General features: G+C 65.1%; 26 protein-coding genes. 9 read left to right on the top strand and 17 right to left on the bottom strand.

Annotated features, from left to right (window positions below):
* The first annotated feature begins 8 nt into the window (after positions 1 to 8).
* Positions 9 to 1,535, top strand: coding sequence for an AMP-binding protein (locus tag BH683_RS14090; RefSeq protein WP_084836888.1), 1,527 nt, complete (start codon positions 9 to 11; stop codon positions 1,533 to 1,535).
* Between the two features lie 74 nt (positions 1,536 to 1,609).
* Here the strand turns inward: BH683_RS14090 and BH683_RS14085 are convergent, their stop codons facing one another.
* Positions 1,610 to 3,241 (bottom strand): ABC-F family ATP-binding cassette domain-containing protein, encoded by a 1,632-nt coding sequence (locus BH683_RS14085; protein ID WP_084836887.1) that lies wholly within the window; start codon positions 3,239 to 3,241, stop codon positions 1,610 to 1,612.
* A 37-nt stretch (positions 3,242 to 3,278) separates the two neighbouring features.
* Between BH683_RS14085 and BH683_RS14080 the strand changes: the two genes are divergently transcribed.
* On the top strand, positions 3,279 to 4,412 hold the full coding sequence (locus tag BH683_RS14080) for a lycopene cyclase family protein (RefSeq protein WP_168187049.1): 1,134 nt from the start codon (positions 3,279 to 3,281) through the stop codon (positions 4,410 to 4,412).
* 3 nt (positions 4,413 to 4,415) lie between these two features.
* Here BH683_RS14080 and BH683_RS14075 read toward each other — a convergent pair whose 3' ends face one another.
* The 5 genes from BH683_RS14075 to BH683_RS14050 all read right to left on the bottom strand — a co-directional run bounded on the left by BH683_RS14075 (position 4,416) and on the right by BH683_RS14050 (position 7,196).
* The gene (locus tag BH683_RS14075; protein WP_084836886.1) at positions 4,416 to 4,976 is read right to left on the bottom strand and encodes a hypothetical protein; all 561 of its coding nucleotides are present in this window, start codon (positions 4,974 to 4,976) and stop codon (positions 4,416 to 4,418) included.
* A complete protein-coding gene (locus BH683_RS14070) occupies positions 4,973 to 5,974 on the bottom strand; it encodes an Asp23/Gls24 family envelope stress response protein (protein ID WP_084836885.1) in 1,002 nt (333 codons plus the stop codon). The genes BH683_RS14075 and BH683_RS14070 overlap by 4 nt, the downstream gene beginning before the upstream one ends.
* Complete coding sequence (locus BH683_RS14065; RefSeq protein ID WP_084836884.1) at positions 5,967 to 6,146, bottom strand: DUF2273 domain-containing protein; 180 nt, start codon at positions 6,144 to 6,146, stop codon at positions 5,967 to 5,969. Before BH683_RS14065 ends, BH683_RS14070 begins: the two co-directional genes overlap by 8 nt.
* A 274-nt stretch (positions 6,147 to 6,420) precedes the next feature.
* The gene (locus tag BH683_RS14055; protein ID WP_168187048.1) at positions 6,421 to 6,690 is read right to left on the bottom strand and encodes a hypothetical protein; all 270 of its coding nucleotides are present in this window, start codon (positions 6,688 to 6,690) and stop codon (positions 6,421 to 6,423) included.
* Between the two features lie 20 nt (positions 6,691 to 6,710).
* A complete protein-coding gene (locus tag BH683_RS14050; protein WP_084836881.1) occupies positions 6,711 to 7,196 on the bottom strand; it encodes an Asp23/Gls24 family envelope stress response protein in 486 nt (161 codons plus the stop codon).
* Positions 7,197 to 7,338: 142 nt separating this feature from the next.
* Here BH683_RS14050 and BH683_RS14045 point away from each other — a divergent pair, with 142 nt between their 5' ends.
* On the top strand, positions 7,339 to 7,950 hold the full coding sequence (locus BH683_RS14045) for an RNA polymerase sigma factor (RefSeq protein ID WP_084836880.1): 612 nt from the start codon (positions 7,339 to 7,341) through the stop codon (positions 7,948 to 7,950).
* Positions 7,950 to 8,384 (top strand): hypothetical protein, encoded by a 435-nt coding sequence (locus tag BH683_RS14040; RefSeq protein WP_084836879.1) that lies wholly within the window; start codon positions 7,950 to 7,952, stop codon positions 8,382 to 8,384. The genes BH683_RS14045 and BH683_RS14040 overlap by 1 nt, the downstream gene beginning before the upstream one ends.
* Positions 8,385 to 8,391: 7 nt before the next feature.
* Here BH683_RS14040 and BH683_RS14035 read toward each other — a convergent pair whose 3' ends face one another.
* Genes BH683_RS14035 through BH683_RS14000 form a run of 8 tightly spaced genes read right to left on the bottom strand, consistent with a single transcriptional unit; the run spans position 8,392 to position 15,169 of the window.
* The gene (locus BH683_RS14035; RefSeq protein ID WP_084836878.1) at positions 8,392 to 8,784 is read right to left on the bottom strand and encodes a DUF1992 domain-containing protein; all 393 of its coding nucleotides are present in this window, start codon (positions 8,782 to 8,784) and stop codon (positions 8,392 to 8,394) included.
* A gap of 12 nt (positions 8,785 to 8,796) precedes the next feature.
* Positions 8,797 to 9,138 carry a metal-sulfur cluster assembly factor gene (locus BH683_RS14030; protein WP_084836877.1) on the bottom strand — a complete coding sequence of 114 codons (342 nt, stop codon included), beginning with the start codon at positions 9,136 to 9,138 and terminating at the stop codon, positions 8,797 to 8,799.
* Entirely contained in the window at positions 9,135 to 9,605 is a 471-nt protein-coding gene (gene sufU / locus BH683_RS14025) for a Fe-S cluster assembly sulfur transfer protein SufU (RefSeq protein ID WP_084836876.1), read from the bottom strand. The genes BH683_RS14030 and sufU overlap by 4 nt, the downstream gene beginning before the upstream one ends.
* A complete protein-coding gene (locus tag BH683_RS14020) occupies positions 9,605 to 10,933 on the bottom strand; it encodes a cysteine desulfurase (RefSeq protein WP_246833372.1) in 1,329 nt (442 codons plus the stop codon). Before BH683_RS14020 ends, sufU begins: the two co-directional genes overlap by 1 nt.
* A gap of 25 nt (positions 10,934 to 10,958) precedes the next feature.
* Positions 10,959 to 11,729, bottom strand: coding sequence for a Fe-S cluster assembly ATPase SufC (sufC, locus tag BH683_RS14015; protein WP_084836874.1), 771 nt, complete (start codon positions 11,727 to 11,729; stop codon positions 10,959 to 10,961).
* A gap of 58 nt (positions 11,730 to 11,787) precedes the next feature.
* Positions 11,788 to 12,996, bottom strand: a complete 1,209-nt coding sequence (gene sufD, locus BH683_RS14010; protein WP_084836873.1) for a Fe-S cluster assembly protein SufD — start codon at positions 12,994 to 12,996, stop codon at positions 11,788 to 11,790.
* Positions 12,993 to 14,447 carry a Fe-S cluster assembly protein SufB gene (gene sufB, locus BH683_RS14005; RefSeq protein WP_084836872.1) on the bottom strand — a complete coding sequence of 485 codons (1,455 nt, stop codon included), beginning with the start codon at positions 14,445 to 14,447 and terminating at the stop codon, positions 12,993 to 12,995. The genes sufD and sufB overlap by 4 nt, the downstream gene beginning before the upstream one ends.
* Positions 14,444 to 15,169, bottom strand: a complete 726-nt coding sequence (locus BH683_RS14000) for a metalloregulator ArsR/SmtB family transcription factor (protein ID WP_246833380.1) — start codon at positions 15,167 to 15,169, stop codon at positions 14,444 to 14,446. The genes sufB and BH683_RS14000 overlap by 4 nt, the downstream gene beginning before the upstream one ends.
* A gap of 361 nt (positions 15,170 to 15,530) precedes the next feature.
* On the opposite strand from BH683_RS14000, the gene mptB reads away from it, so the two are divergent.
* The 4 genes from mptB to BH683_RS13980 all read left to right on the top strand — a co-directional run bounded on the left by mptB (position 15,531) and on the right by BH683_RS13980 (position 20,163).
* On the top strand, positions 15,531 to 17,273 hold the full coding sequence (mptB, locus tag BH683_RS13995; RefSeq protein WP_246833379.1) for a polyprenol phosphomannose-dependent alpha 1,6 mannosyltransferase MptB: 1,743 nt from the start codon (positions 15,531 to 15,533) through the stop codon (positions 17,271 to 17,273).
* 78 nt (positions 17,274 to 17,351) lie between these two features.
* Complete coding sequence (locus tag BH683_RS13990) at positions 17,352 to 18,317, top strand: ABC transporter ATP-binding protein (protein WP_084836870.1); 966 nt, start codon at positions 17,352 to 17,354, stop codon at positions 18,315 to 18,317.
* Positions 18,314 to 19,093, top strand: coding sequence for an ABC transporter permease (locus BH683_RS13985; RefSeq protein WP_084836869.1), 780 nt, complete (start codon positions 18,314 to 18,316; stop codon positions 19,091 to 19,093). The genes BH683_RS13990 and BH683_RS13985 overlap by 4 nt, the downstream gene beginning before the upstream one ends.
* 86 nt (positions 19,094 to 19,179) lie before the next feature.
* Positions 19,180 to 20,163 carry a COX15/CtaA family protein gene (locus BH683_RS13980; protein WP_084836868.1) on the top strand — a complete coding sequence of 328 codons (984 nt, stop codon included), beginning with the start codon at positions 19,180 to 19,182 and terminating at the stop codon, positions 20,161 to 20,163.
* A 10-nt stretch (positions 20,164 to 20,173) separates the two neighbouring features.
* Here BH683_RS13980 and BH683_RS13975 read toward each other — a convergent pair whose 3' ends face one another.
* Positions 20,174 to 20,479, bottom strand: coding sequence for a hypothetical protein (locus BH683_RS13975; RefSeq protein WP_084836867.1), 306 nt, complete (start codon positions 20,477 to 20,479; stop codon positions 20,174 to 20,176).
* 62 nt (positions 20,480 to 20,541) lie between these two features.
* Between BH683_RS13975 and BH683_RS13970 the strand changes: the two genes are divergently transcribed.
* Positions 20,542 to 21,516, top strand: a complete 975-nt coding sequence (locus BH683_RS13970; protein WP_084836951.1) for a quinone oxidoreductase — start codon at positions 20,542 to 20,544, stop codon at positions 21,514 to 21,516.
* 24 nt (positions 21,517 to 21,540) lie between these two features.
* Here the strand turns inward: BH683_RS13970 and BH683_RS13965 are convergent, their stop codons facing one another.
* Together BH683_RS13965 and BH683_RS13960 are read right to left on the bottom strand one after the other, a co-directional pair.
* Positions 21,541 to 22,746, bottom strand: coding sequence for a DUF4878 domain-containing protein (locus BH683_RS13965; RefSeq protein WP_168187047.1), 1,206 nt, complete (start codon positions 22,744 to 22,746; stop codon positions 21,541 to 21,543).
* Between the two features lie 129 nt (positions 22,747 to 22,875).
* Positions 22,876 to 23,871, bottom strand: coding sequence for a heme o synthase (locus BH683_RS13960; protein WP_246833371.1), 996 nt, complete (start codon positions 23,869 to 23,871; stop codon positions 22,876 to 22,878).
* Positions 23,872 to 24,053: the final 182 nt, after the last annotated feature.

Raw genomic sequence — 24,053 nt, 5'->3', positions numbered from 1 at the left:
GGTCATGAATGTTCCCGGGCAATTTCGTCGCAACCACACCTGACAAGGTCGCAGTCGTGCGACCTGCGACAGGTGAGTCGATCACGTATGCAGAACTCGATCGCGATTCGACCAAGGTGGCCCATTACCTTCGCGATCTCGGGCTCGGCCGTGGCGACAGTGTTGCAATGGTGTCCACCAACGACATCCGGATGCTCGTCATCTATTGGGCTGCAGTGCGTTCAGGCATGTACGTGACTGCCATCAACAATCATCTGACTGCGGATGAGACCAACTACATCCTCGGCGACTGCGGTGCCGTAGCCCTCTTCGCCTCGGCCGAGGTCGCCGATGCGGTCTCCGCTGTCGACCAGGTCCCGACGGTCGAGCACCGCATCTCCTGGGCCGGCGAGCTCGCGGGTTTCTCCTCGTACGACGACATCCTCGCCGCCGCGTCGGATGCCCCGCTCGAAGATCAGCCGCGCGGTCAGGACATGCTGTATTCATCCGGGACGACGGGACGCCCCAAGGGCATCAAGGTGCCGCTGCAGGACGGCCAGGTGAACGAGATCTCCGATCCGTACACCGCAGTCTTCTCCCTCATCTACGGCTTCGACCAGGAGTGCGTCTACCTGTGCCCGGCTCCGCTGTATCACGCTGCGCCGCTGCGCTATTGCGGCATGGTCAATTCCGTCGGCGGCACCGTTGTCATGATGGACCGCTTCGACGCCGAGTCGGCGCTGCAGTTGATCGACGAATACAAGGTGACGCACAGCCAGTGGGTGCCGACGATGTTCATCCGGATGCTCAAGCTCCCGGAAGAGGTTCGTACCAAGTACGACGTGAGCAGCCTCAAGATCGCCATCCACGCAGCCGCTCCGTGCCCGCCCGAGGTGAAGCAGGCGATGATCGCCTGGTGGGGCCCGGTCATTCACGAGTACTACGCATCGACGGAGGGTTCCGGAGCCACCTTCATCAACAGCGAACAGGCTCTCGCACACCCCGGCTCGGTGGGTCAGCCGCTGCTGGGGGTGATCCGCATCTGCGCCGATGACGGGACCGAATTGCCCGCCGGCGAGATCGGCACGGTCTACTTCGAACGTGATGAATTGCCGTTCGAGTATTACAACGACCCCCAGAAGACAAGAGAAGCACAACATCCCGCTCATCCAGCCTGGACCACGAGCGGGGACGTCGGGTACGTGGACGCGGAGGGTTTCCTCTATCTGACCGATCGCAAGTCGTTCATGATCATCTCCGGCGGCGTCAACATCTACCCTCAAGAGGCCGAGAACATCCTGATCGGTCACCCTGCCGTATTCGACATCGGCATCATCGGAGTGCCCGACCCCGATCTCGGGGAGGTCGCCAAAGCGTGCGTGCAGCTCGAGCCGGGGATCGTGGGATCCGATGAGTTGGCGACAGAACTGATCGATCTCGCGCGGTCACGTCTGGCGCATTACAAGGTCCCGAAGAGCATCGACTTCGTCGACTCGCTGCCCCGCACGCCCACCGGCAAACTGGTCAAACGAGAACTCCAGGCGCGATACGTCTGACCCGAACTCCGGTTTTGGTGGGTTCTGGTGAGCGTTTCCGCAGGTCGCGCTCACCAGGACCCACCAAGATCGGGCTAGGCCAGTTCGATGATCTCCTGGTAGTCCGCGGACCAGTGATCCTCGGTGCCGTCGGGTAGCAGGATCACCCGTTGCGGATCGAGCGCCGCCGCCGCACCCGGATCGTGGGTCACGAGGACCACGGCACCCTTGTAACTGCGGAGTGCGTCGAGGACCTGCTCACGGGAGATCGGATCCAGGTTGTTCGTGGGCTCGTCGAGCAACAACACATTGGCCGCCGACGAGACCAACCCCGCCAGCGCCAGACGGGTCTTCTCACCGCCCGACAGCGTTCCTGCGGGCTGATCGAGCTGCGGGCCGGTGAACATGAACGCCCCGAGAAGCCCTCGCAGGTCTTGCTCACCAGCGTCGGGCGCGGCGTGGCGGATGTTGTCCCAGACGCTGGCCTGATCGTCGAGCGTTTCGTGCTCCTGCGCGAAATAGCCGATCTTCAAACCGTATCCGGGTTCCAGCGTGCCGCGCTCCGCGGTCTCGACGCCTGCCAGCAGCCGCAACAGCGTGGTCTTACCCGCGCCGTTGAGACCGAGGACGACGACGCGGCTCCCCCGGTCGATGGCGAGGTCGACGCCGGCGAAGATCTCGAGCGATCCGTACATCTTCGTCAGCCCCGACGCCATCAGCGGGGTCTTGCCGCATGACGCCGGATCCGGGAACCTGATCTTGGCCGTCCGATCGGCCACCCGCTCGTCGTCGAGGTTCTCGATCATCCGCTCGGCACGTTTCAGCATGTTCTGAGCAGCAACGGCTTTGGTGGCCTTCGCCCCCATCTTGGCCGCCTGCACGCGGAGCGCGCCCGCCTTCTTCTCGGCGTTGGCGCGTTCACGTTTACGCCGCTGCTCGTCGGTCGCGCGCGCGTCCAGGTACTTCTGCCAGCTCATGTTGTAGATGTCGGCCTCGCCGCGGACGGCGTCGAGGAACCACACGCGGTTGACCACGTCGCCGAGCAACTCGACGTCGTGACTGATGACCACCAAGCCGCCGTCGTGGTTGAGCAGGAATGATCGCAGCCACGTGATCGAGTCGGCGTCGAGGTGGTTGGTGGGCTCATCGAGCAACAAGGTGGTACCCGACTTACCGCCGCTGCCGTCCGAGGCCGCGAACAGGATCCGGGCGAGTTCGATGCGTCGGCGCTGTCCGCCCGAGAGTGTCCGCAGCGGCTGCGCGAGCACTCGGTCGGGCAGACCGAGACTGTTGCAGATCCGAGCGGCCTCGGATTCGGCGACGTACCCACCGAGTGACGAGAACCGGTCCTCGAGTACTCCGTAGCGGTCGACAGCCTTGTCGCGGGCTTTCTCGTCGACCACCTCGGCCATCAACGCCTGTTGCTTCTCCAGATCGCGCAAGAGGGTGTCAAGGCCCCGGGCCGAGAGCACCCGGTCCTTCGCAAGGACCTCCAGATCGCCCTCACGCGGATCCTGGGGCAAATAGCCGATCTCACCACTGTTGGTGATCAACCCGGCGTAAGGTTCGCCTTCACCGGCCAGAATGCGCATCGTGGTGGTCTTGCCGGCACCATTGCGGCCGACCAACCCGATGCGATCGCCGGGCTGCACCCGTAGCGCCGGACCAGGGGCGCTCAGCAGGGTGCGTACGCCTGCGCGTACTTCGAGGTCAGTTGCCGTAATCACGACGCGCCAGTGTACGCCAAAACGATACGGTTCCCGTATGACGAACCATCTCGTCGACCTCGCGGTGGTCGGAGCCGGGCCCGCAGGCCGCGCACTCGCCCACCGCGGCGCGGGCGTGGGACTGCAGATCGCACTGATCGACCCCGACGTGGACGCCCGGTGGAAGCCCACCTACGCGGCGTGGGCCGACGACCTCCCGGACTGGCTGGACCCATCGGCGATCGTCGCCAGGAGTCAGCAGATCGCGGTCTACACACCGGCGCGCACGGTGCTCGACCGGGCATACGTCACCCTGGGAACGGCGGAACTGCAGCAATCGCTGGGGCTCGACGGCGTCACCGTTCACCCACATCGCGCGGCCGTCCTCGGAGAGAGATCGGTGCAGCTCGACGACGGCACCGTGGTGCGGGCGCGAAACGTGGTCGACGCACGCGGACTACGCGATCGCGGCGCGCCCGCACAGACCGCGTACGGGATCGTCGTGCAGCGCTCGGTCGCCGAGCCGATACTCGACGGCGCCGCGGCCATACTCATGGATTGGCGTGGCACGCGCAATGATTCGACTCCGACGTTCCTGTACGTGATCCCGCTGGACGAGCAGCGCGTGCTGCTGGAGGAAACCTGCCTCGCGGCCGCGCCGCCGATGTCCATCGGAGAACTGCGCGGACGTCTCACCGCGCGACTCGGACACCTCGGACTAGATGTCAACGACCTCGACGTCCTGGGCACGGAGAAGGTGCACTTCGCGCTCCTGGACACCGCGCGCCATCCCTGGGAACCCGGCAGGCCACTGAGGTTCGGCGCCGGGGGTGGGATGTTGCACCCGGCAACGGGTTACAGCGTCGCCGAATCGCTGAGCGCAGCCGATGACCTGATCGCCGCCGTGGCGACCGGCGACGATCCGGTCCGCGCGTTGTGGCCCTGGCAGGCGCGGGCGGTGTATCGCCTGCGTGTCCGCGGACTGACGGCTCTGCTCAATCTGCCCCAGGAAGACCTCGTGGGATTCTTCGAGGCGTTCTTCGCTGCACCGGCACGTCACCGACGCGCTTACCTCAGCGGCCGCGATCGGATAGGTGGAACTCTCTGCGCCATGGCCGGGACCGCCCTGCATGCGGATACGAAGCTGGCCGGCAACATAATCCGGTCGGCGACACGCTCGACGATCGGGTGACGGTCAGTTGTTGGCGCCGCGATGGAGCAACATCTGGACCTCGACGTCCGAGCCTGCGAACGACAGCTGTAGTTGATGCCGGACTGCCCGGAGCACTTCGATGAGGTCGCGGCCGTCGGCGGTCGGATCGGCGGTGACCGTGAGTTCGAGAATCGGTGTGGTGCCCTCGACGTAGCTGCGGGTTCGTGTCGACTGGATCCGGCGATGTCGCTCCAGCGATTTCGCCGCCGCCTTACCCACATCAGTGACCGAGACCGCGCAGGTTCCACCGACAACGTCGGAACCAGCTCCGACCGACGCCGTGCGTACGCGGTTCGGGCGAAGGTTGCCGACCAGCAACCACACACCCAGCAGCGCAAGGATGACGGTCGCGGCGAGCAGAGCCCACGGCCACCACGTCTGGTCTGCAGCCGTGTCGATCTTGGTGTTGTCCACCCGAGCGAACGCGTCCACGACCACCGCGACACCCTGCCACCACAGCAATGCCACCACCCCGCCGGCGATCAGCGCCAGCGCGGTCACAGCGACCACCAGTCGATCAATCGTGTGTACGGCGCGCCTCATGTGGAAGGTCCTTCCTCGATGCCGGGTGAGAGCGGAGGTGCACTGTGATCCAGCACAACCTTCGGTGGCGAGTCGAGCCAGCTCACCGCGTCCTCGAGCTGCTTCTGTAGCGCTCCGCCGTCAGAGCCGGGTTGCCCCAGAACAGTCACCTTCGCCCGTCCTCGCACAACTGTCGTGCCCGCGGAGACCGTGGTGTCATCGTCGAGCGCGATCGCACTGAGTCGCCGGGCGATGTCGGTGTCGCGGGTCCACACGCCGGGTGCGGCCGTGATGGCCCGATGTGTGCGCGCGCGAGGCCTGATGGCGTTGTAGAGCAGCCACACTCCCACCACCATGGCGCCGATTGCCGCGGCGACCATCCAGGTCTGCCATGCGGTGCTCGACAACCAACCTGCGGCGTCTGCCAGCCAGGGCTCGGAATCGTAATGACCTTGCGCCACCGCGTATTCGCGGCCGGAGACCACTGCGGAGAGCACCATGAGCAGGCCGATCACAGCGGCAAGAAGTCCTGCGGCCGGATAGCTGCGCGGAATCCGGTCGTGCTGAGTCAGTACGGCGTCAGGCGAATCCTGCTGCGCAGTGGCGATCTCAGCCACCTCTTCGGTGAGCAACAGCTCTGATTGACTCACTGCTGCGACGTCCACATCGACCCGCGAGGGACGGCGACCGGTCAATCGCGTCAACACCTCTGCGACGTGATGCTGCACGCCGGCCGACACCTCGGCGGCCGACGAGGGCCAGCCGATGGCGATCTCGACCGCGATGGCGGGATGTCGCGAATCGGAATCAGCCAGCGCCCTCGGCAGATTGCGGCCCGTCAGCGATCCGAAGGTCACCGAATGGGCTACGACACCCGGCACCTCCAGTGCGGCCTGACGTGCAATCTGGGAGTACACCCGGGCCTCGACGTGAAGGTCTCCCCTATCGGCAGGCGGCGCCGGGGGCCGTACCTCCAGGTCGTGCGGTACCGACCTCTGGGCCACCGCGGTGTCAGCCACGGCCCTTGCTCCGCAGCAGCACACCGAGATCGATACGGCCATCACGGTGCGCCCCGACCGCGAGGCCGACAGCGCCGAAGACGAGCGCGATCAGCAGGCCGAAGAACCCGCCGGTGGTGACCGCCAGCGCCAACATCAGGCCCACGATCAGCCCTAAGACGGTATTGCTCATGGAAAACTCATTTCTCGAATCACTCACTCAGATATCGATGTAACGAACACTTCCCGGAACCCACCGGGGTAGGAACCGGCGCCAGCGCCGTCGCCTGGACCGAGTCCGCACGAACGCGGTCGGCTGGTCCCGCCTTGCGGCCGTCCCGAATTCGGCGTCGAGACGGGCCAGCGCCGCATTCATGGTCTCGGACCGACCGCCGTGGTCCGGATGGTTCTCGCGGATGATCTGTCTGCGCCGCAATCGGTAATCCGGATCCGACGAGCGGGCGGGGTCAGACCCTGGCGACGACATCCTCGACCACCACGGTTGCCGGTACCCCGACAACATCGGACGCCACCCGCTGGACTTCCGCGGCCACCGCCCTGATGTCGTCGTCGAGGAAGAGGACGACGTGGACCTCGACACCGGATTTGTCCAGCCGGACACCGCTGACCCGACCGCCGGGAAGGTAGGTCGCCACCTCCCCGAGGACGCCGCCGTGGAGCTCCGCGACGCCGTCCAGGTCCGTCACAGCGGTCGCGACCTGCTGGGCGGGTGTCACACCACCTGCGGGTGCACCGCTCACTGGACTCGCGGGGTGGACTGACCCTCGGACCCGATCTCGTCGCCGTCCAGATGCACGTCGTGCACGGTCACGTTGACCTCGGCTACTTCGAGACCGGTCATCTTCTCGATCGCATCGATCACGTTCGACCGTACCGACTGGGAGAGTTGATGGATGGCGACGCCGTAGTCGGCGACCAACCCGATGTCGACGGCGGCCTGCCGCTCACCGACCTCGACCGACACGCCTTGAGTGACGTTCGCTGACGCGCCAGGGATCGTCTCGCGGAGCTTTCCGACTGCGCGTGCGGCCCCGCCGCCGAGATCGTAGACACCGTCGACCTCTCGCGTCGCGATGCCGGCGATCTTGGCGATGACCACGTCGGCGATCGACGTCTTGCCGTGATCGCCCGCGACCACGTCCCCACCGATGGACGATGCGACGATGTCTCGATCCGACGCCGAACCCGTTGCGCCGACAGTCTTTGTTGCTGCGGTTGTCATGAATGGCTCCTTGAGTTAGATGGTTCACGATCTCGGTGGACCCGAACTTTCCGATCCACCTACTTAGACGATGGCCCGCATGCAAAGTGCACGCGTCGCCACAAGTGACCTCCACCACTACCGCCTGTGGCATGCTTAACAAGTGAACGAAGAGGGCGAAGATTCGCTGATTCGTGCCGCAGCCATCGGAGACAGACTTGCCTTCGACGAACTCGTTCGGCGGCACCTCCGACCACTGCTGAGTTACGCCACCCGCCTGGTGTCGGACCCGACGACAGCAGAGGACGTCACACAGGAGACCTTCATTGCGGCGTGGCGCAATCTCCCGGACTACGAGCAGCGCTCCTCGTTCCGCACCTGGTTGTTCACGATCGCGTCCCGCAAGGCGATCGACCTGCGTCGACGCCGCTCGGCGATACCGACAGAGGACGACCGACTCGACGGCCCCGACCGCCGGAACTCCGACCCGTATGACCAATACGTCGGCCAGACCCTCCTCCAGGCGTTACAGGTCGAGCTGGAGCGACTGAGTTACCACGCGAGAGCCTGCTGGTGGCTACGGGAGGTCGAGGGTTTGTCCCATGATGAGATCGCGACGGCCCTGGCAATCACGCGCGGTTCCGTACGTGGGCATCTCCAGCGAGCCAGGGCGCATCTGGCGCAACAACTTGCGCCGTGGAATCCGGACAGTCACGATCGAAGCGAGACGCAGCGAAGCAGGGATCGATCGAGTGACGGAAGGGATGATCTGTGATGGCACAGCCCGCAAACGACGACGATTTGTGGATTGCTGACGCCGCTGCCGAACTCGGCGACCACACCGACGACACCGACGTCTACAACAGGCTTCAGCCCAAATTGCGCGCCGCAGTGCGTCGTGGCGTCCCGGTCGCCACCGACAGCACCGGAATCGAGGTCAACACGCGGGCGCTGCGGTACTCGCTCGCGCGCATCGTCCACGATGTGTGTGAACGAGAGATCGCCGCGCTGCACATCGACACCGACGGGAAGGCCGTCGAACGTGTCCGAATCGATCTGATCGGCCGCTACGACGACGACCTCGGGGTGCTCGGAGATCGGGTCCGCGATACTGCGCGAGCCGGCCTCGCCCGCCTGCTCGGCGCCCAGTCCAGCGCCCAGACGGCCGTCGAGATCCGTTGGACCGACCTCGAGTCGCCTGCGCGGTGATTGCGCGTCAGCGACGAAAGCTGCGCCAGCGCTCGATCATCTCGTCGACGTCCACGGTTCGGGCGATGACATACGATGCGGGCCCCAGACTCGGTGCCAGCCGATCGCGACGGACCCGACGGTTGAAGTCCTCCAGAACGGCACGAACGGCAGACTCGTCACGCAGGTCCCTCAACGACTCGGGATAACTCGCGGCCTCTCGCCGCAATTGAAGCGTCGGCGGCAGCAAGGCGGACGCGTCGAGGTTCTCTTCTTTGATCTTGCGCTTGGCCCACCACTCGGGGTCGTCGGCGTCACTGAGATCGAGAGGTTTCCCGGCTCCGCGTAGATTGTCGAACTCGCCCCGTTCCTGGGCCTCCCTGATCAACCGATCGATCCGGGTTTCAAACGTCTCGGCCACGGCCCAGCTTCGTCAGACGGTGAAGCCGAGCGCGCGCAATTGGTCGCGACCGTCGTCGGTGATCTTGTCCGGGCCCCACGGCGGCAGCCACACCCAGTTCAATTCGATGTCGGTGCACAGACCCGATGAGGTGATCAACACCGACCGGATCTGGTCTTCGATGACATCGGTCAGTGGGCACGCCGCCGATGTGAGGGTCATGTCGATCTTGGCGACCGCGTCGCTGTTGACGTCGAGACCGTAAACCAGTCCGAGATCTACGACGTTGATGCCGAGCTCGGGGTCGACGACATCGCGCATCGCTTCCTCGATGTCCTCGATCTTCGGCAACGAGGTCTGAACTTCTTCTGTCATGCTGACTCCTTGGCAGAGTTCTCTTTGTTGACCACGGTCTGAGCCAACGCGTCTTTGAATGCCATCCATCCCAGCAGTGCGCACTTCACCCGTGCCGGGTACTTGCTGACCCCGGCGAAAGCAACGCCGTCTCCGATGACATCTTCATCACCGTCGACCTTGCCGCGGGAAGTCATCATCGAATTGAACGAGTCGACCGTGGCAAGCGCCTCGTCGACCGAGTGGCCCACCAACTGCTCGAACATCACCGATGTGGAGGCCTGCGAGATCGAACAACCCTGGCCGTCGTAGGACACGTCGGTCACCGTGGTGCCGTCCTCCGACAACTGGACCCGCAACGTGACCTCGTCACCACAGGTCGGGTTCACGTGGTGGACTTCGGCACCGAAGGGGTCGCGCAGACCGCGACCCTGCGGATGCTTGTAGTGATCGAGGATCACTTCCTGATACATCTGCTCCATACGCATCAGGCAACCACCCCGCTGTGCGCATTGTCGTCGTTCGCACCGGTCACACCGAAGAACTTCTGCGCTGTGACGATTGCCTTCGCAAGCGCGTCGACCTCGTCGAGGGTGTTGTACGCCGCAAACGATGCCCGCGCGGTCGCCGCGACGCCGAAACGCTTGTGCAGAGGCCACGCGCAGTGGTGGCCGACGCGGATCGCAACACCTTCGTCGTCCAGGATCTGGCCGAGGTCATGCGCGTGCACACCGTCGACCACGAACGACACCGCACCGCCACGACGATCCATGGTCGCCGGTCCGATGATTCGGACGCCGTCGATCTTCTCGAGTGCAGCAAGCGTGGCGGCGACCAGCGAGTGCTCGTGCGCCGCAATGGCGTCCATGCCCAGTACTTGCAGATACCGCACGGCGGCACCCAATCCGATCACCTGCGATGTCATCGGGACGCCCGCCTCGAAGCGCTGCGGCGCAGGCGCATACGTGGACACGTCCATCGAGACGGTCTCGATCATCGAACCACCGGTGATGAAGGGCGGCAGCTGGGCCAGCAGGTCGCGTTTGCCGTAGAGCACACCGACGCCCGAGGGGCCGAACATCTTGTGACCGGAGAAGGCCGCGAAGTCGACGTCCAGATCGTGGAAGTCGACGGGCATGTGTGGAACCGACTGACATGCGTCGAGCACGACCAGTGCGCCAACCTCCCGGGCCCGGCGAACCATTTCCGGCACGTCCGCGATCGCCCCGGTCACGTTGGACTGGTGCGTGAAGGCGACCACCTTCACCGTGTCATCGAGCACCAGCGAATCGAGATCGATCCGCCCGTCATCGGTGACGCCGTACCACTTCAGAGACGCTCCGGTCCGACGGCACAGTTCTTGCCAGGGAACCAGATTCGCGTGATGCTCCAGTTCGGTGATCACGACGGTGTCTCCGGCGCCCAGACGCTCACCGCCGAGCACGCCGGCACTTCGGTCGTCGCCGAGGGTGTACGTCACCAGGTTCAGCGATTCGGTCGCGTTCTTGGTGAAGGCGAGTTCGTCGAAGTCGACCCCGACGAACTCCGCGATGATCGCCCGCGCGTCCTCGTAGGCGTCGGTGGCCTCCTCGGCCAGCTGATGCGCACCGCGGTGGACGGCGGCGTTGCAGCTGAGCAGGAAGTCACGTTCTGCGTCCAGCACCTGCAGCGGCCGTTGGCTGGTGGCCCCGGAATCGAGATACACCAGAGGCTTGTCGTCGCGGACGGTCCGCCCGAGAATCGGGAAGTCGGCGCGGACAGCGGTCACGTCCAGCGCCCTGGCCTCGATCGAGGAGCCTTGATCGGTGGTCGTCACGTCTGCCCTCCAGAGTGTTGTGACCTCAGACGCCCGCGGCCTGGGTGAATCGGATGTAGCCGTTGTCTTCGAGCTCGTCCGCGAGTTCTGGTCCACCGGATTCGACGATCCGGCCGGCGACGAAGACATGCACGAAATCTGGCTTGATGTAGCGAAGGATGCGGGTGTAGTGCGTGATCAGCAGCACGCCACCGTTCTCGGTGTCCTTGTAGCGGTTGACGCCCTCGGACACAACGCGCAGCGCGTCGACGTCGAGACCGGAGTCCGTCTCGTCGAGGATGGCGATCTTCGGCTTCAGTAGTCCGAGCTGGAGGATCTCGTGGCGCTTCTTCTCGCCACCGGAGAATCCCTCGTTGACACTGCGTTCGCTGAACGAGGGATCGATGTCCAGCTCGGTCATCGCCTCTTTGGTCTCTTTGACCCAGTGCCGCAACTTCGGCGCCTCGCCACGCACGGCGGTGGCGGCAGTGCGCAGGAAGTTCGACATGGAGACGCCCGGCACCTCGACGGGATACTGCATCGCCAGGAACAGACCTGCCCGCGCGCGCTCGTCGACCGACATCTCGAGAACATTCTCACCGTCGAGGGTGATGGTCCCCTGCGTCACCTCGTACTTGGGGTGACCTGCGATGGCGTATGACAGCGTGGACTTGCCCGAGCCGTTCGGTCCCATGATCGCGTGCGTCTTGCCCGACTCGATGGTCAGGTCGACGCCCTTGAGGATCCGGATGGGTTCGGCGTCGGTGTCGCTCTGCCTCACATTGACGTGCAGATCGCGGATTTCCAGAATAGCCACTGTATTTCAGTCCTTGCCTGTATCTGTGCTTGAAAGATGTGTTGGAGTCGGCCGCGCCTCAGGCGCCGGCGACCTCTAGTTCGGCTTCGACCGCTGCCTCGAGTCGCTCACGCAACTCCGGCACGCCGATCTTGGCGATCACCTCACCGAAGAAGCCCCGCACCACCAACCGGCGGGCCTGATCCTCGGGAATGCCGCGAGCCTGCAGGTAGAACAGCTGCTCGTCGTCGAAACGTCCGGTGGCACTGGCATGTCCGGCGCCGACGATCTCACCGGTCTCGATCTCCAGGTTCGGCACCGAGTCGGCGCGGGCGCCATCGGTCAGGATCAGATTTCGGTTCAGCTCGAAGGTATCGGTGCCCTCGGCCTCGGCACGGATCAGCACATCACCGACCCACACCGTGTGGGCCTCACGCGTGCGATCGTTCGCCACGCCCTGCAGGGCGCCCTTGTAGACGACGTTGGAACGGCAATGCGGCTGCGAGTGATCCACGAACAGGTGCTGCTCGAGGTGCTGACCGGCGTCGGCAAAGTACAGCCCCAGCAATTCGGCATCGCCGCCGGGGCCGTCGTAATGCACGATCGGAGAGATACGTACGAGATCGCCGCCGAGGCTGATGGCGAAGTGCCGCAGTACCGCATCGCGGCCGAGACGATTGTGATGCGCCGCTACATGGACAGCATCGTCGGCCCAGTCGTGGACGTTGACGACTGTCAGGTGGGCGCTGTCGCCGACGATGAACTCGATGTTCTCGGCGTACGTGCCACTGCCCTTTTGGTCGATGACCACAACAGCTTTGGCGAAGGCCTCGAGACGAACCTGCAGATGCCCGAATGCGAACTCGCCTTCGCCGGGACCCTCGATGACCACCGTGATCGGGTCCGCGGGGGTGACCTCTTTGCCGACGGTGATGACAGTCGCCTCGGTGAACGACGAGTAAGCTTGTGCCGCAACACGATCGAAGGGCACTCCACCCTGTCCGAGACGCTTGTCGTCGCGGCCGACGGTCTCGACGTTCGTACCCGCGACAAGACCCTCGACCGTGGTCACCGCTTGCTTGGTGGCCTTCGCCGATCCGTCGTGAAGGCCACGCAGGCGCCGGAACGGGGTGAACCGCCACGCCTCGTCCTTGGACCGCGGGATCTCGAACGCTTCGACGTCGAACGACGTGAACTGCTCACCCTTGTTCGCGACAGGGCGCACGTTCTCACCCTGGACTGCGCCGACCACACCGGCCGGTCCTACGACTCCGGAAGGAGAACTCATCCCACCGACCCTTCCATCTGCAGTTCGATCAGCCGGTTGAGCTCGAGTGCGTACTCCATCGGGAGTTCCTTCGCGATCGGCTCGACAAAGCCGCGAACCACCATGGCCATCGCTTCGTCCTCGGTCAGGCCGCGGCTCATCAGGTAGAAGATCTGATCGTCGCTGACCTTGGAGACCGTGGCCTCGTGACCCATGGTCACGTCGTCTTCGCGGATGTCCACGTACGGGTAGGTGTCGCTGCGGCTGATCTGATCGACCAGCAGCGCATCACACTTGACCGTCGAACGGCTGCCGTGTGCACCCTTGTTCACCTGGACCAAACCGCGGTACGACGCCCGGCCACCACCACGCGCCACCGACTTGCTGACGATGTTCGAGGACGTGTTCGGCGCGAGATGGACCATCTTCGAGCCGGTGTCCTGGTGCTGTCCGGGTCCGGCGAATGCCACCGAGAGCACCTCGCCCTTGGCGCCTTCTCCGGTCATCCACACAGCCGGGTACTTCATGGTGACCTTGGAACCGATGTTGCCGTCGACCCACTCCATGGTGGCGCCGGCCTCGGCCTTGGCCCGCTTGGTGACCAGGTTGTAGACGTTGTTCGACCAGTTCTGGATGGTGGTGTACCGGCAGCGGCCACCCTTTTTGACGATGATCTCGACAACAGCCGAGTGCAGCGAGTCGGTCTTGTAGATCGGCGCGGTGCAACCCTCGACGTAGTGCACGTAGGCACCCTCGTCGACGATGATCAGCGTCCGCTCGAACTGGCCCATGTTCTCGGTGTTGATGCGGAAATAGGCCTGCAGCGGGATGTCGACGTGCACGCCCGGCGGCACGTAGATGAACGAGCCACCCGACCACACCGCGGTGTTCAGCGCAGAGAACTTGTTGTCTCCGGCCGGGATCACGGTGCCGAAGTACTCCTGGAACAACTCCGGCTGCTCGCGCAATGCGGTGTCGGTGTCGAGGAACAGCACGCCCTGCTCCTCGAGATCCTCACGGATCGAGTGGTAGACGACCTCGGACTCGTACTGTGCGGCGACACCGGAGACCAGCCGCTGCTTCTCCGCCTCGGGGATGCCGAGTTTGTCGTAGGTGTTCTTGATGTCCTCGGGCAGGTCATCCCAGGTTGCAGCCTGCTTCTCGCTGGACCGCACGAAGTACTTGATGTTCTCGAAGTCGATGCCGTCGAGGTTCGAACCCCAGCTCGGCATCGGCTTGCGCTCGAAGATCGAGAGCGCCTTGAGGCGCGCGGCGAGCATCCACTCGGGCTCGCTCTTCTTGGCGGAGATGTCGGCGACGACCGCCTCCGAGATACCGCGCTTAGCGCTTGCTCCCGCGACGTCTGAATCCGCCCAGCCGTATCCATAGGCGCCAAAAGAGTCGATCGTCTCTTCCTGCGTCAGTACGCCCGCAGCTGCTGTCTGTGTGGGTGTCGGGTCTGTGACCGTCATGTGTGACTCCTTCCGGAGGCTGCCGGTGCCGACGCGGGCTGGGCGTCGACCTGATTTGCCACCTGCAGATTTGCAAGTGGCACGTGGGTGGTACATGCGCAGTCGCCGTTGGCGATCGTTGCCAGGCGCTGCACGTGGGTGCCCAGCTTCTCTGTGAACACTGCCGTCTCGGCCTCGCACAGTTCAGGGAACTCCGAGGCCACATGCGCGACAGGGCAGTGGTGCTGGCAGATCTGCACACCATTACCAACGCGTCGAGTGGTCGCAGAAAATCCCGCGCTGGTCAGTGCTTCGGCGATTTCTTCAGCCGTACGTTCGAGATCTTCTGCCGAACTGCCGGATACCTGCACGTCGGAAACGATTTCCTGAGCACGGTCCCGAGCGAACTCCTGGACGGCTTCTTCGCCACCGATACGGCGCAGTCGCCGCATCACGGCCCCTGCGAGGTCGTCGTACGCGTGTTTGAGACGGCCACGACCGGCAGCAGTGAGCTGAAAGTGTTTGGCAGGCCGGCCCCGGCCACGCTGGGCGTAGCGAGGCGCGGCAGTGGAGACCACATCGCCCGACGCGATCATCGCGTCGAGATGGCGCCGGACCGCGGTGGGCGTGATCCCGAGCTCCTCGCCGATGTGGCCGGCGGTCACCGGCCCCTGTTCCAAGATCAGTGTGACAACAGCCGCACGCGTGTGACCGTCGTGACTGACGGTCACCGGGCTGTGCAGCTCGTCGGTTCCGTGTGTGCCCGGCGCATCGGAGATCGATGCCACCTCGAGGGCATGCGAGTGTTCCTGTGCCGTTTTCACAACACAAGTGTTACCGAAATAAGAATCGATTGCTAGCAAGGGTCACCTTGGTTCCCAGTGTCGGTTACGTCACCCCCCGGGCGCCGGCGCCCCCGCGATGGCCTCACCGGCAGAGGAATCCCGTGCGATTACAGTCGCACCTGTGCCGGAACCCACAGACACCGATCTCGACGCGAGTGCTCCGGCGACGAACGCGAGTGCTCCGGCAACGAACGCGAGTGCTCCGGCAACGGATCAGCGCAGCCCGGTCCGGGTGGCGCTCGGTCGCTCGGCAGATTATCTGGGCCTTCGCCGTGTCGGGGCGAGCCGACCGGGCCGCGACTCCACCGGAGACTACGGACTGGCCGTCGCCAAGCTCCACGGCGACGAGGGCGAAGTGGGACCACTCAATCGCCAGGAGTCACGACGACTTCTGAAGATTCGGTTATTCGGTGCCACCGGCGCGGTATTGGTGCTGGTCGGTGCGCTCGGTACCGGCGCGCTCCCCGTGCTCCAGAACCCCATCGCGGGCACTCGCGTCCTGTCGCTGCCCTCGCGGATGTGGCCGACGGCCTTGACCTTCTCCCTCGCGGGCACCGTGATCCTGGTTCTGGCGTGGCTGTTGCTCGGGCGCTTCGCCGTCGGCCGACTCGGGGTCGACGTGATGAAAGGGCACGCTCCTGAACGCCGGATGACGCGGCGACAGGCCGACCGGACCCTGCTGGTGTGGTTGTTGCCGTTCGTCGTCGCACCGCCCATGCTCAGCAAAGACGTCTACTCCTACCTCGCGCAGAGCGAGATCGCCGCCCGCGGGCTCGACCCGTACACGGTCAGCCCTGCAGCAGGACTCGGGATAGACCATGTGTTCACCCGTTCGGTGCCCAACCTGTGGCGCGAAACCCCCGCTCCTTATGGTCCGCTCTTCCTCTGGCTCGGCGACGGCATCACCCACATCACGGGTGAATACATCCCCGCTGCCCTCGTCGCACACCGGGCTCTCGCCCTCTTCGGGGTCGCGCTGATCGTCTGGGCGCTGCCGCGCCTGGCCAAGAGATGCGGGGTCTCACCAGTGGCCGCCCTGTGGCTCGGCGCGATGAATCCGCTGCTCATCCTGCATCTGGTCGGGGGCATCCACAACGAGGCCCTCATGCTCGGGATGATGCTGGCCGGCATCGAGATCTGCTTCCGGGGTATCGATTCTCCACACCGGCTGCGAAGACCCGGATCGTGGCTGCCTTCCGCCGCAGGATGGCTGCTGCTGGGGGGCGCCGTGCTGCTCGCCGCGTCGGCGATGATCAAGATCGCGTCGGTGCTCGCGTTCGGATTCGTCGGCATCGCGCTGGCCAGACGATGGGGTGCCACCCTGCCCGCCCTGCGGCACGCACCACCTCGCGAATACTGGCAGCGTTCCAAACGAAGCGTCGTCGCGTTGCTCGAATCCGCGGGCCTGCTCGGAGTGATCCTGGGCGGCGTCACCGCGGTCATCTCGCTCGGAACCGGTCTCGGATTCGGTTGGACCACCACCCTCTCGACCGGAGATGTCGTCCGCTCCTGGATGTCGATGCCGACCTTCTTGTCCGTGACGACCGGACGGATCGGTGTGCAGCTGGGACTCGGAGATCACACCCAGGCGATGCTCGACGTCGCCAGGCCGGTCGCCCAGGTGATTGCCGCGATCCTCGTCGTGCGCTGGTTGCTCGCCGCGCTCGCAGGACGTCTGCACCCGGTTGGGGCGCTCGGGATCGCGATGGGCACCTTCGTCCTGCTGTTCCCCTTCGTTCAGCCGTGGTATCTCCTGTGGGCGATCATCCCGCTCGCAGCCTGGGCGACCGGTCGCTGGTTCCGGATCATCGCGATCACCGTCTCCGCGATCATCTCCGTGGTCGTGCTGCCGACCGGGGCAGGGACACGTGGGTTCCAGCTCGCCGAGGCGATCGTTGCGGCGGTTCTGCTTGTGGCGATACTCACAGCGCTGTTCTTCGAGGAAATGCCCTGGCAGCGCCGACGCCGGGCAAAGTCCGACGTCGCCGAGCCCGTCGGGTGAGCCTCCTGAGAACCGTCGCCAGGCGCGGCGGTCACCCGTGTTCCACAGCGCATCAAACGACGCTTACCCTTGGACGTTGTGAGTAGCCCCTCGTCCGCAGCCCGTGTCACCGGCGGTGCGGCGGCCGGTCCGGCCCTGTCGGTCAAGGGGCTCGTGAAGCGCTACGGCGACACCACCGCGGTCGGTGGGCTCGATCTCGAACTCCAGACCGGGGAGATCCTCGCGATACTCGGCCCCAACGGCGCCGGAAAGACCACCACGGTCGAGATCTGCGAGGGATTCCAGTCCCCCGACGAGGGTGAGGTCACCCTCCTGGGTCTGGACCCCATTGCGGACAACGAGAAGGTACGCAGCCGGATCGGCGTCATGTTGCAGGGCGGCGGGGCTTACCCCGGTGCCCGCGCAGGCGAGATGCTGCGCCTGTGCGCGTCGTACTCCGCCGACCCGATCGATCCGGACTGGCTCTTGCAGAACCTCGGTCTCGTCGACGCGGAACGTACCTCGTACCGGCGTCTGTCCGGCGGGCAGCAACAACGCCTCGCCCTCGGATGCGCCCTGGTGGGACGACCCGAGGTCGTGTTCCTCGACGAGCCGACGGCCGGCATGGATGCCCACGCCCGGATCATGGTGTGGGAACTGATCGAACGTCTGCGGGCGGATGGGGTCTCGGTCCTGCTGACCACCCATCTCATGGACGAGGCCGAGGAACTGGCTGATCAGTTGATCATCATCGATCACGGTGTCGAGGTCGCCAAGGGCACCCCAGCCGAATTGACCAGTCGAGGGGCCGAGAACGAGTTGCGTTTCCACGCCCCTCGGGGTCTCGACCTCACGCTGCTGGAAACCGTTCTTCCCGAGGGTTACTCGTGCAGCGAGTTCTCGCCGGGTGGGTACTTGGTTCGTGGTCAGGTGACACCGCAGGTGCTGGCCACGGTGACAGGCTGGTGCGCCAAGATCAACGTGCTCGCCACCGACCTGAGGGTCGAGACCCGCAGCCTCGAGGACGTGTTCCTGGAACTGACCGGACGAGGTATGCGCGGATGACCAATCCCAACCGGTTCGCCGCCGGCACCTTCACCCCCCGCCCGAGCCCCGCACCCATCAGGACGATGATCGCCGCGCAGTCGCGTATCGAGTTGATGCTCCTGCTGCGCAACGGTGAGCAACAACTGCTCACGATGTTCATTCCGATCACTCTTCTGATCGGCCTGTGCCTACTCCCGATCGGCGATTTCGACGAGTCCCGCACCGATCTGTTCGTGCCGGCCATCATGACCGTCGCGGTGATGTCGACCGCGTTCACGGGTCAGGCGATCGCTGTCGGGTTCGACCGCCGCTACGGTGCGCTCAAACGGCTGGGGGCGACTCCCCTGCCTCGGTGGGGTGTCATCGCCGGCAAGTCGATCGCCGTTGCGGTCGTGGTCAGCATCCAGGCGGTCATCCTCGGCGGCATCGGTGCAGCCCTGGGCTGGCGGCCAACGGTTGCCGGACTCCTGCTGGGCATCATCGCCATCGCGGTGGGCACCCTGACGTTCTCGGCGATGGGATTGCTGCTCGGAGGCACCTTGAAGGCCGAGGTGGTACTCGCCTTGGCCAATCTCCTGTGGTTTGCATTCCTGGGCATCGGTTCGATCGTGGTGCTCGGCGACCGCGTGCCCGATGCAGCGCAGTGGGTCGCCCGGTGTACGCCATCCGGCGCGTTGAGTGAAGCGCTGCACCAGGCCACCGCCGGGTCGATCGATCTCTTCGGACTGGCAGTCCTGGCCGTCTGGGGCATCGTGTCCGGTGTCGCCGCTGTGAGGTATTTCAAGTTCACCTGACGAAGCGCCGGCGGGTCACTCCGCCGCGAGTCGATGAGGTTCACCTGAGGCGGGCGCACGTCGGGCCGCAGCCTACGATCGAGAGCGTGTATCGCCTGTTTGTCCGGCTCGTCGACCGGCTCCCGCTCCCCTCGCTCCGCGTACAGATCGGTATCGCCATCGCGGTGGTGCTGTCGCAGGCGGGTATCGCCGTCACCGGGGCCGTCGTCCGCGTGACGGCGTCGGGATTGGGATGCCCGACCTGGCCACAGTGTTTCCCGGGTAGCTTCACCCCCGTCCAGCACGGAGAGGTGGCGGCGATCCACCAGGCGGTCGAGTTCGGCAACCGGATGCTCACCTTCCTCGTCGTGCTCACCGCGGCACTGATCGTCATCGCCGTGACCCGCGCCCGGCGCAGGTACGAGGTCCGGGTCTACGCCTGGCTGATGCCCGTGTCCACCGTCGTACAGGCCGTGATGGGCGGCATCACGGTACTGACGGGTCTGCTGTGGTGGACCGTGGCGATCCACCTGCTGCTGTCGATGGTCATGGTCTGGCTGTCGGTGCTCTTGCTGGAAAAGGTTCGAGAACCCGACGAGGCCGTGGCGATCCCCGAGGTGCCTGCTGCGTTGCGTTGGTTGACCGTACTGTCCGCCGCGCTGATGGGTGCGGTGCTCGTCGCGGGAACGATGGTGACCGGCGCAGGCCCCCACGCGGGCGACAAGAGCATCGACAAGCCCGTTCCCAGGCTCGCGGTCGAGATCACCACCTTGGTGCATCTCCACGCCGATCTGCTGATCGCGTATCTGTCGGTCCTCGTCGCGATCGGCTTTGCACTGTTCGCGGTCGGTGCATCGCACAGGCTCAAGAAACGGCTTTATGTCGTCGTCGCGGTGGTGGCCGCGCAGGCTCTTGTGGGGGTGACCCAGTACATCACCGACATTCCGGCAGCTCTGGTGGTCGTGCACGTGGCGGGCGCCGGGGCGTGTGTCGCGGCAACTGCCGCGCTGTGGATCGCGATGCGGCCCCGCCTGTCGCCGGTCGGTGCCGACCATACGGTTCCGGAGCGCTCAGCCGCTGCGCTGGGCTGAGCCGAAAGGCTCAGGTGTTGGCGACCCAGCCGGCCATCTTGCGGTAGTGACCGGGCCGAACGTCCACCGAGGACGTCAGCTCCCTGTCCCATTCCCCGATCTCGACGCCGTCGACCTTGTCGACGATCGCTTTCGCGGTCTCCAGGTCTGCGACCACCTGGTCACCCAGGATGCCGCCCTGACCGCCGACCAGCGTGATCCGAACGCCCGCAGCGCCGATGGGCTGGAGAACAGCGGTGGCCGAGCCGCCTTCACGGGCCACGTACTTGGTGATCGCGGAGATGACGCCCTGGTGCTCACTCATGGGAAACAGCATAGAGCCGGAGTGCGGCGGGGCCGGTGAGTGGTCCGTTCATCCGGCCCGCGTACAACAGAAACATGCATGCGATAAAGGTCAGTCAGCACGGCGGTCCCGACGAGCTCCAGTACGTGAGCGTGCCCGATCCCGAACCCGGCGCCGGTGAGATCCTTGTCCGGGTCGCTGCCACCGGGGTCAATTTCATCGACACCTATCAACGCTCGGGTGCGTACGCGATGAACCTGCCCTACGTCCCCGGCAGCGAGGGCGCCGGCGAGGTGATCGCCGTCGGACCCGAGGTCACGACGCTCACCGTGGGCCAGCGGGTTGCCTGGTGTGACGCGCCGGGCAGCTATGCCGATCTCGTCGTCGTGCGCGCCGCGCGGGCTATCCCCGTCCCGGACGGCGTGGACGACCAGGTGGCTGCATCTGCCCTGCTCCAGGGGCTCACAGCGCACTATCTGCTGGATGGGTCTGCCCATCCTCGAACCGGTGAGACGATCCTCGTACACGCAGGCGCGGGCGGTGTCGGGCTGGTGCTCACCCAGATGGCGAAGGCGAAAGGGCTGCGGGTCATCACCACCGTGTCCTCAGACGCCAAAGAGACCCTGTCGCGCGAGGCGGGCGCGGACGAGGTGCTGCGGTACGGAGATGATCTCGCCGACAGGGTGCGCGCTCTGACGGACGAACGCGGAGTCGCGGTCTCCTACGACGGGGTCGGCGCCGACACCTTCGAACAGAGTTTGGCCGCGACCGCCGTCCGCGGCTTCGTCGTCTTGTTCGGAGCGGCAAGCGGCCCGGTGCCGCCGTTCGACCTCCAGCGACTCAACGCGGCGGGTTCGCTGTCGGTCACTCGTCCCAAGCTCGGAGACTTCATCGCGGACGATGAGGAATTCACCTGGCGCGCCGGTGACGTGATCAGCGGAATCGCGAACGGCACCGTGAAAGTGCTCGTCGGCCACACCTACCCTTTGGCCGATGCCGCACAGGCCCACCGTGACCTCGCCGCTCGCACGACCACCGGTTCGCTCGTCCTGCTCCCGGGCCGGCACTGACCACCACCGGCCCGGTGACGCGGCTCAGTCGGAGGTGAACGTCGGCGGGTCGGCCGAGAGGTCGACCTTGCCGTACAGAAACTCGTTGTCCTGTTCGGTCTTGTTCTCTGCAGGCCGATAGCTGGTGGCCGTGGTTCGGTACGTCACGGACCAGGGCAGCTGGCCACTGACCGACACTTCTTCGGGATTGTCGTAACCGATGCGGTACTCGAGCTTCGACAAGTCGGTCGGTGCGGTCCAGGTGGCTGACCCCGGCTCCGCGTTGTAGGCATACACATTCTGGCCGCACCCCGGTTTGTCCGCCGACGCATCCGCCTGTTTGGAGAGGGCACAGTTGTCGAGATAAGCCGTGATCGCCGACTGCACGGCGTTGCGGCCGGTCCCGCTGAGCTCGGTGGTCAGCTGCGACGCACCGAAGTAGGCCTGAGCCGACATCGGGAAGTCCTTGGCCTTGGTGTCCACCACGCTGAAGTTCTTGTCGGCGCTTCCCCATTCCATCGGGCCGGGGAAATAGTAGATCTTGGCTTCCTTGTCGACGGCCACACCGAACGCGGTGAGTTCAGGTATGTCCATGGACGGCGAGAGCTCCAAGCCGACCGCACCGTCGTCCAAACGCCACGAATCACCTGTCTTGTGGAGGATGAACGTCTCGTCGGCATTGCGGTCGCCGAATTTGTAGGTCGCCTGCACAGTGGCCATGTCTCCGGCCTTCGTGGTGTCGACGATCTTGATGTCGGTGATCTTGGCGATCTCCTGCTGCTTCTTCAAGATGTCATCGGTGAGTAGCAGATCCGACGGCGGCGCCTTCATCACATCCAGTGCCTTTTGCGCATTCCCGTCGGACAAGGCCTGCAAGTAGGTCTTCACCGCGGCGTCGGGGTTGCCTGCCGTGCCGCCGCCGGCCAGGGTGACCACGAGCGTCACGACCAGTGCCACGACGATGAGCGCAGCGCCGGCCACCGCACCGATGATCAGGGGCTTACGTGATCGGGGCGGGGGTGGCCCGCCACCCGGTCCGAAGCCACCCTGCCCCGCGGGCCACTGGCCCGGCTGCGGCGGATAGGGCTGATAGGGCTGGTAGGCCTCGCCCGGTCCCGGTTGCCCATACTGCGGATTACCCGGCTGCGGCTGACCGAACTGAGGCTGGCCGGCCACCGTCGGTTCCGAGTACGGCTGCCACTCGGGACCACCACCGGTGGGCCCGGACCCAGGTCCATGTGAATACGACACGATTCCCCCAATGATGTTCGGCAACAGGGCTCAGCGAGAAGCCCGAATCAACAGACGTTAACGCTCATCGCATCCGGCACGCCAAACCGACCCACGGAAATGAGCCGATGATGTACCGAACGGATGACGTCAGAACAAGCTGGCGAGTGTCGGAAAGCCGATCACCGAATCGATTGCCAGACCACAGAACACGATCGCGAGATATTCATTCGACTGCAGGAACACCTTCAATGGTGTGACCTCTTCGCCGCGAAGAGTCGAACGGTAGAGCCTGTGCACGACGAAGATGAACCATCCGCCCGCTGCCAGCGCGACGGCCGCATAGATCCAGCTGGTCGCCAGGCACAGGATCAGCGTGCTCAGCACCGTGGCCCACGTGTAGAAGACCATCTGCCGAGTCACCTGGATCTCGGTGGCGATCACCGGGAGCATCGGGACCCCCGCCGCGCGGTAGTCCTCCTTGTAACGCATGGCGAGAGCCCAGGTGTGCGGAGGAGTCCAGAAGAAGATCACCATGAACAGCACCAGTGGCTGCCAGCTCAGGCTCCCGGTCACCGCAGCCCAGCCGACCAACGTGGGCATACATCCCGCTGCTCCACCCCAGACGACGTTCTGCCAGGTCCGGCGCTTGAGCACCATCGTGTACACGAAGACGTAGAACGCGATGGTCGCCATCACCAGCAGAGCGCTGAGGAGGTTCGCCATCGTGGAGAGAACTGCGAACGACCCGGCTCCGAGCAGAATGCCGAAGACCAGGGCGCTTCGTGTCGACACCGCGTGCCGGGCCAGAGGCCGACGTTCGGTGCGCTTCATCTTCTGGTCGATGTCCGCGTCGACCACCATGTTCAAGGTGTTCGCGCTCGCCGCGCCCAACCAGCCGCCCAGCAGCGTCCAGGCCATCAGGGCGAGATCGATGGTGCCGCGATCTGCCAGCAGCATCACCGGGATGGTCGCGACGAGCAGCAGCTCGATGACCCGGGGCTTGGTGAGCGCGAGATAAGCCAGCGCCGCACTCTGAATCCGCCGGCGAAGAGAGGTGGGCGTCGACACCGGCGGCGCCTCACCGCCATCTGTCGCCGGGGAGGAGGCGAAACCGTGTCCGCTCACACGTTCCCCAATCCGCACTAGATCTCCTGACTCGTCCATCTACTACAGAGAATGGTAGACGGCCGGGGTTCCAGAACCAGAATCGAGGTCGAAACCCCACCACAGCGGCCTGTCACTGACCTCGGTCGGCACCGCGGCGACAATTCGCCTCCCGTATGCCACGACATCGAGCCGAGACGACTAGGCTGGTGTCGGGCTCT

This window comes from Williamsia sp. 1138, assembly GCF_002095435.2.
GTDB lineage: Bacteria > Actinomycetota > Actinomycetes > Mycobacteriales > Mycobacteriaceae > Williamsia.
Note: the sequence above shows the minus strand (reverse complement) of the source record. Positions and strands in the feature narration are given on the sequence as shown.

What these genes read in the sequence shown, in the direction of transcription:
- BH683_RS14040 (WP_084836879.1), top strand. Translation starts at nt 7,950, where the DNA reads ATGGCACAGCCCGCAAACGACGACGATTTGTGGATTGCTGACGCCGCT.
- BH683_RS14090 (WP_084836888.1), top strand. Translation starts at nt 9, where the DNA reads ATGTTCCCGGGCAATTTCGTCGCAACCACACCTGACAAGGTCGCAGTC.
- BH683_RS14030 (WP_084836877.1), bottom strand. Translation starts at nt 9,138, where the DNA reads ATGACAGAAGAAGTTCAGACCTCGTTGCCGAAGATCGAGGACATCGAG.
- sufB (WP_084836872.1), bottom strand. Translation starts at nt 14,447, where the DNA reads ATGACGGTCACAGACCCGACACCCACACAGACAGCAGCTGCGGGCGTA.
- BH683_RS13985 (WP_084836869.1), top strand. Translation starts at nt 18,314, where the DNA reads ATGACCAATCCCAACCGGTTCGCCGCCGGCACCTTCACCCCCCGCCCG.
- BH683_RS14080 (WP_168187049.1), top strand. Translation starts at nt 3,279, where the DNA reads ATGACGAACCATCTCGTCGACCTCGCGGTGGTCGGAGCCGGGCCCGCA.
- BH683_RS14075 (WP_084836886.1), bottom strand. Translation starts at nt 4,976, where the DNA reads ATGAGGCGCGCCGTACACACGATTGATCGACTGGTGGTCGCTGTGACC.
- BH683_RS14065 (WP_084836884.1), bottom strand. Translation starts at nt 6,146, where the DNA reads ATGAGCAATACCGTCTTAGGGCTGATCGTGGGCCTGATGTTGGCGCTG.
- sufD (WP_084836873.1), bottom strand. Translation starts at nt 12,996, where the DNA reads ATGAGTTCTCCTTCCGGAGTCGTAGGACCGGCCGGTGTGGTCGGCGCA.
- BH683_RS13970 (WP_084836951.1), top strand. Translation starts at nt 20,542, where the DNA reads ATGCATGCGATAAAGGTCAGTCAGCACGGCGGTCCCGACGAGCTCCAG.
- sufU (WP_084836876.1), bottom strand. Translation starts at nt 9,605, where the DNA reads ATGCGTATGGAGCAGATGTATCAGGAAGTGATCCTCGATCACTACAAG.
- BH683_RS14050 (WP_084836881.1), bottom strand. Translation starts at nt 7,196, where the DNA reads ATGACAACCGCAGCAACAAAGACTGTCGGCGCAACGGGTTCGGCGTCG.
- BH683_RS13975 (WP_084836867.1), bottom strand. Translation starts at nt 20,479, where the DNA reads ATGCTGTTTCCCATGAGTGAGCACCAGGGCGTCATCTCCGCGATCACC.